14 protein-coding genes are annotated in these 14,068 nt (G+C 49.0%); all 14 read right to left on the reverse strand.

The genetic code is table 11. The annotated features are described in order from the left end of the window. Positions 1-270: 270 nt before the first annotated feature. Positions 271-987: a DUF554 domain-containing protein gene (locus JNE38_RS30420; RefSeq protein ID WP_203354730.1), complete on the reverse strand. Its 717-nt coding sequence runs from the start codon at positions 985-987 to the stop codon at positions 271-273. A gap of 24 nt (positions 988-1,011) precedes the next feature. Next, positions 1,012-2,166 (reverse strand): aminotransferase class V-fold PLP-dependent enzyme, encoded by a 1,155-nt coding sequence (locus JNE38_RS30425; protein ID WP_203354731.1) that lies wholly within the window; start codon positions 2,164-2,166, stop codon positions 1,012-1,014. Positions 2,167-2,180: 14 nt separating this feature from the next. Beyond that, positions 2,181-3,026 carry a ParB/RepB/Spo0J family partition protein gene (locus JNE38_RS30430; protein ID WP_203354732.1) on the reverse strand — a complete coding sequence of 282 codons (846 nt, stop codon included), beginning with the start codon at positions 3,024-3,026 and terminating at the stop codon, positions 2,181-2,183. Then, a complete protein-coding gene (locus JNE38_RS30435) occupies positions 3,023-3,781 on the reverse strand; it encodes a ParA family protein (protein ID WP_049740466.1) in 759 nt (252 codons plus the stop codon). The genes JNE38_RS30430 and JNE38_RS30435 overlap by 4 nt, the downstream gene beginning before the upstream one ends. A gap of 542 nt (positions 3,782-4,323) precedes the next feature. Then, the gene (gene noc / locus JNE38_RS30440) at positions 4,324-5,178 is read right to left on the reverse strand and encodes a nucleoid occlusion protein (RefSeq protein ID WP_203354733.1); all 855 of its coding nucleotides are present in this window, start codon (positions 5,176-5,178) and stop codon (positions 4,324-4,326) included. Between the two features lie 547 nt (positions 5,179-5,725). Next, entirely contained in the window at positions 5,726-6,286 is a 561-nt protein-coding gene (locus tag JNE38_RS30445) for an MgtC/SapB family protein (RefSeq protein WP_203354734.1), read from the reverse strand. 241 nt (positions 6,287-6,527) lie between these two features. Further along, positions 6,528-7,244 carry a 16S rRNA (guanine(527)-N(7))-methyltransferase RsmG gene (gene rsmG / locus JNE38_RS30450; protein WP_203354735.1) on the reverse strand — a complete coding sequence of 239 codons (717 nt, stop codon included), beginning with the start codon at positions 7,242-7,244 and terminating at the stop codon, positions 6,528-6,530. A gap of 12 nt (positions 7,245-7,256) precedes the next feature. Then, complete coding sequence (gene mnmG, locus JNE38_RS30455; protein ID WP_275296670.1) at positions 7,257-9,158, reverse strand: tRNA uridine-5-carboxymethylaminomethyl(34) synthesis enzyme MnmG; 1,902 nt, start codon at positions 9,156-9,158, stop codon at positions 7,257-7,259. Between the two features lie 168 nt (positions 9,159-9,326). Further along, the gene (gene mnmE, locus JNE38_RS30460; protein ID WP_203354736.1) at positions 9,327-10,703 is read right to left on the reverse strand and encodes a tRNA uridine-5-carboxymethylaminomethyl(34) synthesis GTPase MnmE; all 1,377 of its coding nucleotides are present in this window, start codon (positions 10,701-10,703) and stop codon (positions 9,327-9,329) included. Between the two features lie 278 nt (positions 10,704-10,981). Next, positions 10,982-11,611, reverse strand: coding sequence for an RNA-binding cell elongation regulator Jag/EloR (gene jag / locus JNE38_RS30465; protein ID WP_203354737.1), 630 nt, complete (start codon positions 11,609-11,611; stop codon positions 10,982-10,984). Next, positions 11,608-12,366, reverse strand: coding sequence for a membrane protein insertase YidC (yidC, locus tag JNE38_RS30470; protein ID WP_203354738.1), 759 nt, complete (start codon positions 12,364-12,366; stop codon positions 11,608-11,610). Before yidC ends, jag begins: the two co-directional genes overlap by 4 nt. 40 nt (positions 12,367-12,406) lie before the next feature. Beyond that, positions 12,407-12,631, reverse strand: coding sequence for a membrane protein insertion efficiency factor YidD (gene yidD, locus JNE38_RS30475; RefSeq protein ID WP_203354739.1), 225 nt, complete (start codon positions 12,629-12,631; stop codon positions 12,407-12,409). 4 nt (positions 12,632-12,635) lie between these two features. Then, positions 12,636-13,004, reverse strand: a complete 369-nt coding sequence (rnpA, locus tag JNE38_RS30480) for a ribonuclease P protein component (protein WP_203354740.1) — start codon at positions 13,002-13,004, stop codon at positions 12,636-12,638. 337 nt (positions 13,005-13,341) lie between these two features. Next, on the reverse strand, positions 13,342-13,476 hold the full coding sequence (gene rpmH, locus JNE38_RS30485; protein WP_007720125.1) for a 50S ribosomal protein L34: 135 nt from the start codon (positions 13,474-13,476) through the stop codon (positions 13,342-13,344). Positions 13,477-14,068: the final 592 nt, after the last annotated feature.

Below are 14,068 nucleotides of genomic sequence, written 5' to 3' on the forward strand. Positions count from 1 at the left end.
CGTTTGAATCGCTTTCTTTCGCCTTGTTTCTTGTTTCTCTACCGTTACAGCTCTTCCTACAGGTATCCCTATGCGATCCTATTGGCAAGCATGCTTCGTGACTTTTCCTGTTTACAACTTTCTTGAATCCTCTCTCATGCGCCTATTCTACCATCCTTGAGCAGTCTTTTGGCTTTGAATGCATCAGTCGTTCGTGATTTCCCATCACTTCTCCTGATTGGGCAAACAAAAAGACTCTTCCCGTTTGAGAAGAGTCTTCTTTCCTATTCCTCAAGAAAACAGCCGCGAAAGCCATCCTACAATCGGAACCCCAAGCGCGGCAATGACCAACGCAGGCAGCATATTCGCGACATTGATCCTTTTGATCTCCAAAACGTTGATGCCGATCGCGATGATCATCAATCCGCCCACTGCTGTCAATTCGACCAGCATGGCATCGAGCGTCGCTTGGCTGACAACGTTGTAAATTTGAGTCGATAATAAGGCGATTATCCCTTGGTACACAAAGACGGGAACTGCTGAGAACAATACGCCAATCCCCAGCGTGGAGCTAAAGATAATGGCTGAAAAGCCGTCAATTAACGCCTTTGTGTACAGAATGTCGTGGTTATCTCGCAATCCGCTATCCATGGCCCCTAAGACTCCCATGGCTCCAATGCAATAGACTAACGTCGCAGTGACAAAACCTGTTGCGATACTGCCTTCTCTGTTACCGCCAAGCTTTCTCTCCAGCCATTGACCGAGGCTATTCAAGCCTTTTTCAATGCCAATCCATTCACCTATGATCGCTCCCAGCACGATGCTCACAATCATCAGCAAAAAGTTATTCGTTCCAAGACTCATCTTGATTCCCAGCAGAATGACAGCCAATCCGATTCCTTGCATGACAGTCTGGCGAATCGAATCGGGGATTCGGCTCAACAGTCGCCCTAACAAGGCTCCGACAATGATAGCTGCCGCATTCACCAGGGTTCCCAACAGGATCACGTTTTGTCTCCCCCTACAGATACGTTACACGAAGGCAGATGCGATCTCCCGCACCGCTTGAATAAGCGCCTCTACATCTTTGTCTGTATTGAAAATGCCATAGCTCGCACGAACAGCGCCTCGTTGTTCCGTTCCTGCCGTTTGGTGGCCTAGCGGCGTACAATGGTAGCCGGATCTCGTAGCAATCCCGTACTGTTGGTCGAGAATAAAGGAAACCTCGGATGCGTCGACTCCTGCGACGTTAAAGGAGACGACTGCTACCCGTTCCGTTTGAATGCCGGGTCCATATACCTCTACCCCTGGGATTTCTCCCAATGCGGATATCGTTTTTTTGACCAACTCCCATTCATGCTGGCGGATCTGTTCTACCCCTTTTTCCATCACATACGTGACGCCAGCTAACAAGCCGGCCAGCCCGACGGTATTCACCGTTCCACTCTCGTAGCGATCCGGTCTTGTCGTAGGCTGATCGATCGCTTCGGACTGGCTTCCGGTTCCCCCATGGATTAACGGCTCCAGATCAATGTCGTTATGCACGTACAATGCGCCTGTTCCCTGAGGGCCGTACAAGCCTTTGTGCCCCGGGAAAGCCAGCATGTCAATGTTCATCTCTTCCACATGAATCGGCAATACACCGGCAGACTGCGAGGCATCGACCAGAAGCGAAATACCGTGCTCCTTGGCTAATGCCCCCAATTCCGCAATAGGCAAAATGACTCCTGTCAAATTCGACGCATGGCTGACGACCAGCAGTCGTGTATTTGGCTGAATTACCTGCTTAAAATCTTCTACATGAAAAAGATGATCGGCTCTAGGGCCTACAAACGTTACTTCCACTCCGCTAGTTTTGCGCATATACTCCAATGGTCGTCTCACAGAGTTATGCTCCACGGAAGAGGAAATGACGTGATCACCCGGCTTTAAAAAGCCCTTGATGGCTTGATTCAGAGCCTGTGTAGCATTTAGATAAAAAAAGAGGTTATTCGGATTTTGAATCCCGAACAACCGCGATAATTGCACTCGTGTACGAAACACGGTTTTGCTAGCTTTCATCGCCAAAGTGTGTCCGCCTCTGCCCGGGTTTGCAGCAAAGTCCTCAATAACCTCTGCCATCATTTCCTTCACTGTCGGCGGCTTTGGCCAGGTAGAAGCTGCGTTATCCAAATAGATGATCGCCATGACTACCTCCTGCACTACTTCTCTGCTTGTAATAGATCGATGATTCGCTGCAGATCTTCCTGAGAGTAGAAATCAATTTCGATCTTCCCCCGCTTGGTTCCCTTCTTGATCTTCACCGAGGTACCAAATCTGCTTCTCAATCGCTCTTCCATTTCTACGAGAACAGGCTCATTCTTTACCGGTTTCTTCTTCTTTGTTTCACGTGAAACACTCAGCTGTTTCACAAGCTCTTCCAATTGGCGAACACTCAGGCCTTTGTCGACCACGTCTTTTGCCAACTGGAGCTGAACCTGTTCTTTTTCCACTGCCAGCAGCGCACGGGCATGTCCCATCGAAAGAACTGCGGCCGACACCATCTTCCGAATTTTATCCGGCAGTTGAAGCAGTCGCAGCATATTGGCGACATGCGGCCTGCTCTTTCCGATCCGTTGTGCCAGCTGTTCTTGCGTATACTCGTGATGGGCAATGAGCTTTTCGTAGGCTTCCGCTTCTTCCAGCGGATTTAGGTTTTCCCGCTGGAGGTTTTCGATCAGCGCGATCTCCATCAACTGCTGATCCGTATATGCTTTTACTACGACGGGGACCTGTTTCAGACCACAGAGCTTGGCAGCACGCAGCCTTCTTTCACCCGCAACAAGTTCGTATCCCTTGATGCTTTTTCGTACGATCAACGGCTGGATAATCCCGTGTTCCTTGATCGATTGGGCTAGTTCGTCAATCGCCGACTGTTCGAATTCTTTCCTGGGCTGATATGGATTGGGACGAATCTCACTGACGGCAACCTCTTTGACTTGTTCGCCTTCCTCAATGAGATTGGACGTAATGAGTGCGTTCAGCCCTTTTCCCAAACCTCTACTCATACCCCGACCACTTCCTTCGCCAAATCGGTATAGACTTCCGCCCCTCTGGAGCGTGGATCGTACGTGATGATGGCTTGTCCGTGTGAAGGTGCTTCACTTAGGCGGACATTTCGGGGAATGATCGTTTTATATACTTTTTCCTGGAAGTATTTCTTTACCTCTTCGATGACCTGGATCCCCAGATTGGTCCGAGCATCCAGCATGGTCAAGACGACACCTTCAATAGCAAGCTGTGAGTTGAGGTGCTTCTGTACCAGGCGAATCGTATTCAGCAGCTGGCTCAGCCCTTCCAAAGCATAGTACTCGCATTGAATCGGAATGAGCACAGAATCGGCTGCAGTCAGAGAATTCACAGTCAAAATGCCCAAAGAAGGCGGGCAATCAATAATCACATAATCGTATTTGTCCTTCACAACTTCCAGAGCCTTTTTCAAACGAACTTCACGAGAGATCGTTGGTACTAGCTCAATTTCCGCACCTGCCAGCTGAATGGTGGCCGGGATGATCATCAAACCTTCAATGTCCGTTGGCAAAGTAGCATCGACCGGGCTAATGTCGTTGATCAGTACATCATAGATACAATAACGCACATCCGCCTTGTTGACTCCGATCCCGCTGGTCGCGTTCCCCTGTGGGTCAATGTCCACCAGTAGCACCTTTTTCCCCAATGCGGCCAAACAAGCGCTTAGATTGACGGACGTAGTCGTTTTCCCGACGCCGCCTTTCTGGTTCGCAACCGCAATGATTTTACCCAACTTCTCCACCTCATTTTTTTCGTGTAGGAAAGTTTGAGATCGCTACAGTATATCGCCGATTCCTCTACTGAACTTTCCGTGACGCATAGCCGAGCCCTCAAGCAAACGGCTCTGCCATTTAATCAGACCTGTTCTCTGCCAGGGAGAACTTCAAAAAAATAGTTCGGCCTATTCCTTTTGGTATAACCATGTTACCAGATTTAGCCCCTTGCCGTACGCTGTTTTTTTCATATTGGGACAATTTGTCTGTAATTTTGTTCGACCTTACATGGAAGTTTCTGTTTTTCTCGTAAATCTCTTGCCGTACTTGAAGTGCCACGATCTCATTTGTCCTGATGAAGGCATTGAACGGGTGTATATTTCCCCATTCTCCGGAACTCTCTTCTTCTTGTCCTGACAAGAAGTTTTTCGGCGGCTCCTCCCCGTTTTATCCTCTTTATGCTTGAAGGAAAACAGGTTGTGACCAAAAAGAACGGCGGCCCAATCAGCCACCGTCCTCTCCCCTCTTCGGGAACCTGAACCGATCTTTATTCGATTTGATTTTACTTGTTTGTATCCTTGTTTTTCGGGATCCGAATGGTAAATTGATAAAACTCGTCATGATCTTCTTCATCAGTCTCGACAGGCAATCCCGTTTGCATCACCATATCAATAGATTGTCGCACGGTATTGATGGCAATTCGCGCATCCCGGGAAAAGGCTTTCCACCTCGGTTTCGCTTCCTTTTCCTGCTTTGGATTTTCTGCCGCCTCCAGAAGCTGCTTTACCCTCACTTCTGTTTGCTTGACGTTCCATTCCCGCTCGAGAATTTCTTGGAGCACTTTTACTTGCAGTTCACTTTGTTTCAATGGAATCAACGCACGAGCATGACGCTCGGTCACCAGACGGGCTAGCAGCGCATCCTGGATTTCTTGCGGCAGATGAAGCAATCGCAGCTTGTTGGCAATCGTGGACTGCCCTTTGCCAAGGCGCTGTGCCAGACTCTCCTGCGTCAGATTGTGCAGATCAATCAGCTTTTGATAGGCTACAGCCTCTTCAATAGCGGTCAATCCTTCTCGCTGCAGGTTTTCAATCAACGCGATCGAGGCAGTCTGCGCGTCGTTAAACTCTTTGACAATCGCAGGAATGCGCTCCATGCCCAATTTTTTCGTTGCACGCAAACGCCGTTCTCCAGCAATCAATTCATAATGACCGTCCCTGATTCGAACGACGATCGGCTGAATCAATCCATGAGTCCGAATGGTTTGACACAACTCTTCAATTTTCTCGTCATCAAAAACCGTGCGAGGTTGGTATGGATTTGGCACAATCTCCTCTACCGGAATTTGCCTGATTTCTTCGTTGTCTGTTTTGTCGGTCAACCCGAATATGCGAGAAAATGAATCCTTCACTGCCATAGAAAATCCCCCACTTCTACCCGTTCCATCCTTGCTATTTGAACCTCTATTAAATTTTTCGGAAATCTTGGGCGCATTCTTGATGGTTTCGTACACTTGCTGCAAGAAACAGAACAAGCTCTGATATACGCAACTGTGACAACATGAGCCGCTTCTCCCAATACGGGTGCGGTCGTTCCAGCCAGTCCGGTTGCTCAACTCGTTACCCACTCAAAAGACACGAATTCTCCTAGCTTCTCGATACAAAAATGAAAAGCGCCAGATTCGTGCTTGCATCAGGTCATGAAGGTATAGCCTCTTATTTCCATCTGGGAAAAACAGCTGGCATGACCTTGTGACATATGAAGTGGGGCCTGTACACCCGGAACTGAACGAAAAGGGGCTTGCGTCCTATAGAAAAAGACGATCACTGCCCTTTCTCTGCGATGTTTAAAATTCTTTTGGCCTACATTCGTTCTGCTCGTTCTTCTGCTTGCGATTCTTATCTAATTGTAATTCTGCAAGATTCGTCCAATTCCTGCTAATGAAAAACGTTTCACGTGAAACATCAGTCATGATCGTCATCATAAAAGGCAGGATTTCTACGCTCTTTTTGATGGTCTTCCTCTTCTAGACGATCATCGAAGAAATGTGAAATTTTGGTGGCGTGAAACAGCCTCGGAAATAATCTGTGAAAATCAAGAGTCAAATAGGCAAGGAAGGCAGCGATGATCGCGGTAACGTACATCCCTGCACTAAACATCAAGCCGATAGCAGATGCCACCCACATCCCCGCAGCAGTAGTGAGTCCTTTAACGGATCCGTTGAATTTGATGATAGCACCCGCTCCTAAAAAACCCATTCCAGTGACCACTTGTGCTGCTACCCGCCCTGGATCATGATTCACTCCGCTGGAAGAAAAGCCGTATATCGAAGCCAGTCCAAACAAACAGGAACCAAAGCAAACGAGGCTGTATGTACGAAATCCAGCCCCGCGCCCTCGGTGAACATCTTTAATAAAGCGCTCCCTCTCCCATCCCATGATCGCTCCTGCCAAAAACGCCAAAAACAAACGCAATAAAATCGTCGGGAGCTCTGGCGGGATAAAGACGGCTAGCGCAGTTTGCATGGATGATCCATCCTCTCAACAAGGCATCAATCTCAGAAAAAGTTACTTGTATGTATATGCCGAAAGAAGGTGAGACATGCCCTGGCAGCGCAGGAATCTCTTGTGATGCACCGCTGGGGAAATGGCCAGCCGTTCAGAGCACAAAGGTTATTCGAAAGATGCTCTCACTTGCTTGTATCCGATCAACAGGGAAATAAAAAGGCCGCGGCTATATGCCACGACCTTTCTTCGCCAATTCTTGTTAGATGATTGGTTTCTTTGCAGGAATGCCTGCCTTTCGCGGGTAGCTCTTCGGCGTGGCTTCTACTTTCTCCACGATCACGATGTTGCGTTCTCCTGCTTCCTCCATCAGCTGGAAGGTTTCCACTTTTCTCGTCTTGCCGCCCAATGTTTTGATTGCCTTTTTCGCTTCATTCAGCTCAAGTGTCATTTCAGCCCCTTTGAGAGCTACGAAATGCCCGCCGACTTTGGCGAATGGGAGGCAAAACTCGGACAACAAGTTCATTCTCGCCACGGCACGGGCGACGACGAGCTGGTATTTTTCCCGATGGGCCGGCTCTTGCCCGCGTTCCTCTGCACGGCCATGCACCGGATTCACATGTTCCAGCCCCAATTCATTCGCTACGTGCTGCAGAAAATTCATGCGCTTGTTCAAGGAATCGATTATCGTCATTTTCAGGTGCGGAAAACAGATTTTCAGTGGGATGCTAGGAAAGCCCGCTCCCCCTCCGATATCGACTACGGATTCCACTTTGTCAAACGGGAAGAAGAATGCTGGTGTAATCGAATCGTAAAAGTGCTTGTTATACACCTGTCCTTCTTCCGTAATGCCCGTCAGATTCATTTTTTCATTCCATTCGACCAATAGGTGAAAAAACTGATCGAATTGTTCCATTTGACGCTCTGTCAACACAATGCCTTTGGCACCAAGCGCCTCGGCAAATTGCTCTTTCGTCATCCGCTATTCTCCTTACTCTGCCGCTCCTACGCGATTGTACTGCTCCAAATAGACCATCAGCACCGAAATATCAGCAGGAGTAACCCCCGCGATGCGAGCGCCCTGACCGATATTCAGCGGGCGAATCTTCGACATGTTTTCGCGCGCTTCCTTGGACATCCCCGAGATTTGATGATAATCCAGATTTTCCGGAATTCGGCGTTCCTCCATCTTTTTCATGCGCTCTACTTGCTGGAGCGATTTTTTGATGTAGCCGTCGTATTTGATCTGAATCTCTACCTGCTCCGCTACCTCGTCTGGCAGCGGCTCAGCTGGAGGCATCATCTGAACGATGTGGCTGTAGTTCAATTCCGGGCGACGCAGGAGCTGTGCCAGCTCGATCACCTCGGTCAGCTCAGGAGAGCCGGCTGTACGCAGTACTTCTTGGACGTGCTCCATATCCGGACGTACACGGGTATTGTTGACCCGCTCTTTCTCCCTTTCGATCAATTCACGCTTCTGATTAAAACGATTGTGGCGCTCTTCGCCGATCAGGCCAATCTCGTAGCCGATATCTGTCAATCGCAGATCCGCATTATCGTGACGCAAAAGCAAGCGGTACTCGGCACGGGAAGTGAGCAAACGGTATGGCTCATGCGTTCCTTTGGTGACCAGATCGTCAATCAGTACGCCGATGTAAGCTTCTTCACGGCCCAACACGACAGGCGGTTTGTCCTGTACACGGCGTGCAGCGTTAATTCCCGCCATGAGGCCCTGGCCTGCTGCTTCCTCATATCCCGATGTGCCGTTGATTTGTCCGGCTGTAAAGAGGCCTGGCAGGATTTTCGTCTCCAAGGATGGCCAGAGCTGTGTCGGCACAACAGAGTCATACTCGATCGCGTAGCCTGGCCGCATCATTTTGACTTCTTCCATCCCTGACATCGAGCGGAGCATGGACAACTGCACGTCTTCCGGCAAGCTGGTAGACAAACCTTGCACGTACATTTCCTCCGTGTGTCGTCCCTCTGGCTCCAGGAAGATCTGATGGCGAGGCTTATCGTTGAAGCGAACGACTTTATCCTCGATGGATGGGCAATAACGTGGCCCTGTCCCCTCGATCATGCCCGAGTACATCGGGGCACGATGCAGATTTCCGTTGATCAGCTCGTGCGTCTCTTCATTCGTGTAGGTAAGCCAGCATGGCAGCTGGTCGGTAATAAACTCTGTTGTTTCATAGGAGAATGCGCGTGGAACCTCGTCTCCAGGCTGGATCTCCATCTTGCTGAAATCGATCGTGTGTTTATGGACACGGGGAGGTGTACCTGTTTTGAAACGCGTCATCTCAAATCCGAGCTCTTTCAAGTGATGAGCCAAGCGGATGGAAGGACGCATGTTGTTTGGGCCGCTCTCATATTGAAGATCGCCCAAAATGATTTTTCCGCGCAAATACGTGCCTGTCGTCAGTACAACCGACTTCGCTTTGTAGCGAGCGCCTGTCTGGGTCACTACTCCTTCACAGACACCATCATTCACGATCAGCTCTTCCACCATCGCCTGACGGAGCAGCAGGTTTGGCGTATTCTCGATGGTTCGCTTCATTTCATGCTGGTAAGCGAATTTATCCGCTTGCGCACGCAGCGCATGAACAGCAGGTCCTTTTCCCGTGTTCAGCATCCGCATTTGGATATGCGTTTTATCTGTATTTCGGCCCATTTCTCCGCCCAATGCGTCAATTTCTCTGACCACATGTCCTTTTGCAGGACCGCCGACGGACGGGTTGCATGGCATGAATGCGACAGCATCCAGATTGATGGTCAACAGCATGGTGCTGCATCCCATCCGGGCAGCTGCCAGTGCCGCTTCACACCCCGCATGCCCAGCCCCAATCACGATGACATCAAACGAGCCAGCTTCATACATAGGTACTGCGTTCACTTCGTTTTCCTCCTCCTCATGCGTACTGTTTCACGTATAGAAATTGATAAGCATTACATTTATGAATTCTTGAGCCCATGGCGAAGGGCCTCAGCGTCCGCTTCTGGCATCACTTCGGTACGAAGTGCCACGTCGCTCCTTCTTGAGAGTGCCTCGATAGAGGTTTTCTCACTTGCCGAGACAGAACTGGGAGAAGATCTGGTCGATCAAATCCTCGCCGACGCTTTCCCCGATGACCTCTCCCAGCAGCTCCCACGCTTTTTTGATATCAATCTGGATCATATCGACAGGCATCAGCGCATCAATGCCACCCAAAGCATCGTTCATGGCCAGCTCAGCCTGTCTCAACAGGTGAATATGGCGAGCATTGCTCACATAGGTCAGGTCATCCTGTTGAACGCGGCCGCTGAAGAAAATCTCGCTGATCGCCTGTTCCAACAGCTCGATGCCGGTCTCCTCCCGCGCAGAAGTCATAATCAACGGCTGCTGAGGGAAATGTCGCTTGACCTCTTCCAAATCGATCTTTTGCGGCAGGTCGAACTTGTTGACGATCACGATGACGGAAAACCCTTTGGCTGCCTCGAAGATTGCATAGTCATCTGCGCTCAAAGGTTCATTATAATTGAGCACTAGCAGCACGAGGTCTGCCTTTTGCAATAGCTGTCTGGATTTCTCCACGCCGATTTTTTCGACAATATCTTCCGTGTCGCGGATCCCCGCCGTATCGATCAAACGCAGCGGAACACCGCGGACATTGACATACTCTTCAATCACATCGCGAGTCGTACCAGCTACATCCGTGACAATCGCCTTTTCCTCTTGCACCAGACTATTCAACAACGACGATTTTCCTACATTGGGTCGCCCGATAATCGCAGTCGACAACCCTTCCCGCAGGATCTTCCCTTGCTTCGCCGTCTGCAAAAGCCGTTTGATCTCTGCTTTGACCTCATCGCACTTGCCACGCAAGAAATTTTGGGTAAATTCCTCTACGTCATGCTCTGGATAATCGAGTGTTACTTCTATATGAGCCATCGCTTCGATCAAATTTTGACGCAGCTGCCGAATCAAACGGGAAAGCTTCCCTTCCACCTGATTCAGCGCCACTTTCATCGCCCGATCGGTTTTCGCCCGGATCAAATCGATGACGGCCTCTGCCTGGGACAAATCGACGCGCCCATTGAGAAACGCCCGTTTGGTGAACTCGCCGGGCTCAGCCAATCTGGCGCCATTCTCCAGGATCAATTGCAGCACACGCTCGACAGAAACGATTCCTCCGTGGCAGTTGACCTCCACGACATCCTCCCGCGTAAACGTGCGCGGTGCCTTCATGACCGAAACCAGAACCTCTTCTACGAGGCTGCCAGTCTGTGGATCGTGCAAATGTCCGTAATGAATCGTGTGAGTGTCCACAGTGGACAACTCTTTTTTTCCTTTGTATATCTTATCCACAACTTCGATCGCTTCCGGACCACTTACCCGGATCACGGCAATGCCGCCTTCACCCATCGGTGTCGCGACCGCAGCTATCGTATCGAATTTCATGCTGTTCACCTCAAGCTTTCCATCAAAACAAGTCAGCCACTAACATACTAGCTTAACAGATCGCCTCGAAAAATACCAAAAGAAAGTGCAAGCCTCAGGCAGCCCCTACACTTCAACGGGAAAAAGCAACCCTGCGCTTCAAGGTTGCTCGCCGCGATTCTTATCCACAGTATGATCTTTTTCACTGCGCCCCAACCCCTCTGTCAGTTATCCACAGTGGATAATGTTTGGAAGGTCATCAGACATGCATTTCTAAATCAAAGTCAAAAAAAGGAAGCCTACTTGGAGGCTTCCTTCGGTGCAATGACAATATAGCGATTCGGTTCGTCGCCTTCACTAAACGTAACGACATCGGAGCGTTTTTGCAGAAAGGCGTGAATGACTTTCCGCTCTGCTGCCGACATAGGCTCCAAGCGGACATCTCGCTTGGTCGAAAGAGCTTTTTTCGCGACCCGATCCGCCAGCTGCTCCAATGTTTCCTTGCGGCGCAGCCGGTAGTTTTCAGCGTCCAATGTGATGCGTACGTGTTTGTCCGCATGACGGTTCGCTACGACGTTTACGAGATACTGCAGTGAATCAAGAGTTTGTCCCCTACGGCCAATAATGATTCCCAGATTCGTTCCCTGGATGTCAAACAGCACGCCTTCTTCATGTGAACGTTGCTCCACTTTGGCATCTACCTTCATGTTGGATAACACGTCTTGAAGAAATTCACGTCCCTGTGCAACCGGGTCAAAATGAAATTCCACTTCCACTTTGGCATCCCTGGTACCGATGAGCCCAAACAATCCTCTGCTCGGTTCTTCCAGTACCCTGATGCTTGCCTTATCTCGAGGCACACCCAATTCCAGCAAAGCTTTCTGCACAGCATCGTCTATCGTTTTTGCCGTAGCTACCACCTTTTTCACTTGGAGGCTCCCTCCTTAGGAGTAAGCTTTTTGCCTTTATCGCGGTACAGGAAATAGGTTTGAACGATGGTAAACAGGTTACCGTACACCCAATACAGCGAGAGCGCCGACGGCAACGTCACAGCGATAGCCAGGATCATCAGCGGCATCATGACGAGCATCATTTGCATCTGCGGATTTCCTTGTGTAGCCTGTCCCATCATCTTCGACTGCAAATAGGTCGTAATCGCTGCTACGATTGGCAGGATATAATATGGGTCCTTTGCGCCCAGAGTCAGCCACAGGAACGTTTGAGACTTGATTTCGGACGTCCGGATGATCGCGTGGTAGAAAGCGATCAAAATCGGCATTTGTACCAGCATCGGCAAGCATCCAGCGAGCGGATTGACTCCGTTCTTTTGGAAGATGGCCATCGTCTCTTGCTGTGCTTTTTGCGGATCATTTTTGTACTTCTCGCGGATTTTTTGCATTTCCGGTTGAAGCTCTTGCATTTTCTTGGAGCTCTTGATCTGCTTGACCATTAAAGGAAGCACAATCAGACGGATAATGATCGTGGCTACCAGAATACCCAGACCATAGCTGTTGCCGAGTACCAGCGCACTCTCTTTAATCAACCAGGACAAGGGGTAAACCAGATACTTGTCCCAGATGCCGGTTGCGTCAGGGCCGATTGGTGCTGCTGTCTGAGGGTTACAGCCCGACAAAACGAGAACCAGCAAGGTCAGCATAAGTATGCTGAGGGTACGTCTACTCAAGGGATGATCCTCCTTTTCCCCGCTTCATTGAGGTTATTGATTATTTGTGCTGTTCCGGGACCGGATCAAACCCGCCCGGGTGGAACGGATGGCACTTTAGGATGCGACGAAGAGCCAGCCATCCTCCCTTCCACGCTCCAAATCTCCGAATGGATTCGATCGCGTAGTGAGAGCATGTAGGCGCGAATCTGCATGAAGGTGGTTTCATCGGGGATATAAACAGCTGATACCCACGGATTAGTCCCATCATGATTTTCGCAATCATCGCTTCACCCTCTTTTCCCATTATGTACGGGTGCCTGCTTGATCACCTTCGCCCTCTTCATGACATGCAAAAGTGATTGCTCGATGGCTTCAAGCGACATGTTCTCCACTCCCGGGCGTGCAATGATCACGAGATCCAGCCCGAGTGGGATCATCTTTTCCAGACGCGCGACTGCTTCGCGAATCAGGCGCTTGACCCTGTTACGGATAACGGCATTGCCAATCTTTTTGCTGACGGAAATTCCGGCACGAAATGCAGCCCGTCCCTCCTGTCTGGCAGAATACAGGACAAACTGCTTGTTTGCAGCCGAACTTCCTCGTTGAAACACTTCTTGAAACTGCTCATTCTTTTTGAGCCGGTGTGAACGATGCAAGGTGAACAACCCCTAACATCACAATTATAGTAGAAAACACAAACAGCATCTACCAGTATATCCTTGTTTCGTTCACTTTTTTCCGTATTTGGCCCTTAGAATACAAGAAATCGATAAAAAGAGAATCATTGATCCTCTCTTTAAATGAAAAAAGCCGGTAAATTCCTTGTCCTGTTTCAAAAAGGCCCCTCTGCCTCCTGCATGCCTCATCCTTTCGGTAGCTAGGTAATCATTTTCCTTCCAAAAGGTTCAACACTCGTGCAGAACTTCCTCTTTTATAGAAACAAAGAATTTTCCGACTTTACAAGTAAACAAAAAAGGCCACTAAAAGTGTGGCCTAAGCGGAAAGAACTTTTCTTCCTCTTTGACGACGAGCAGCCAAGATTTTACGGCCATTCTTTGTGCTCATGCGCTTACGGAATCCGTGATCCTTTTTGCGCTTGCGATTGTTAGGATTGAAAGATGGTTTCATTACGTATACACCTCCGCCTTTACAGACATTCTTTCGCATTATAAAAAGATATGCCTAAAAAGTCAAGTGACAGTGGAATTTGATTACCAAGGCAAATATCCCCACAAAACTATTTCCCGAGTGTTATACTTGCCTGTGGATATCATTTTATCCACAAAAACATATTTCGACAAGATTATCTACAGCTTGTACACAAAATATAGACGTGTGAATATGTGACTAGCACCAGTGGTTGTGTTTGTGGATAAGTATGAAAAAACCATTGATGCCAAGCCTTATATCTGTTATTATGTTTTTGTTTTGAAGCGTGAATAACTCCGATAGGTCAATTGGTTTTTCCACAGCATGTGGATAAGTTTGTGGACAGATTCCCACCTGTGTGTATTTTGTTACACACAAGGATGCGGATAACCGTCTGCTTTTTTTCTCTTCTCCGAGTGGAATCCCTTTTTTTCGACTTTTTTTATCCACAGTCGACTACCTATGACCGTGTTGACAACCGGGTCAAACATACGCGGATAATTGCAATTTTCTATGTCATTTCCTAACTTGTACTTTTATTATTCGGATTGCCCAGAAGGAGGGATTCTGG

The sequence above is a fragment of the Brevibacillus choshinensis genome, assembly GCF_016811915.1.
Lineage (GTDB): Bacteria > Bacillota > Bacilli > Brevibacillales > Brevibacillaceae > Brevibacillus > Brevibacillus choshinensis_A.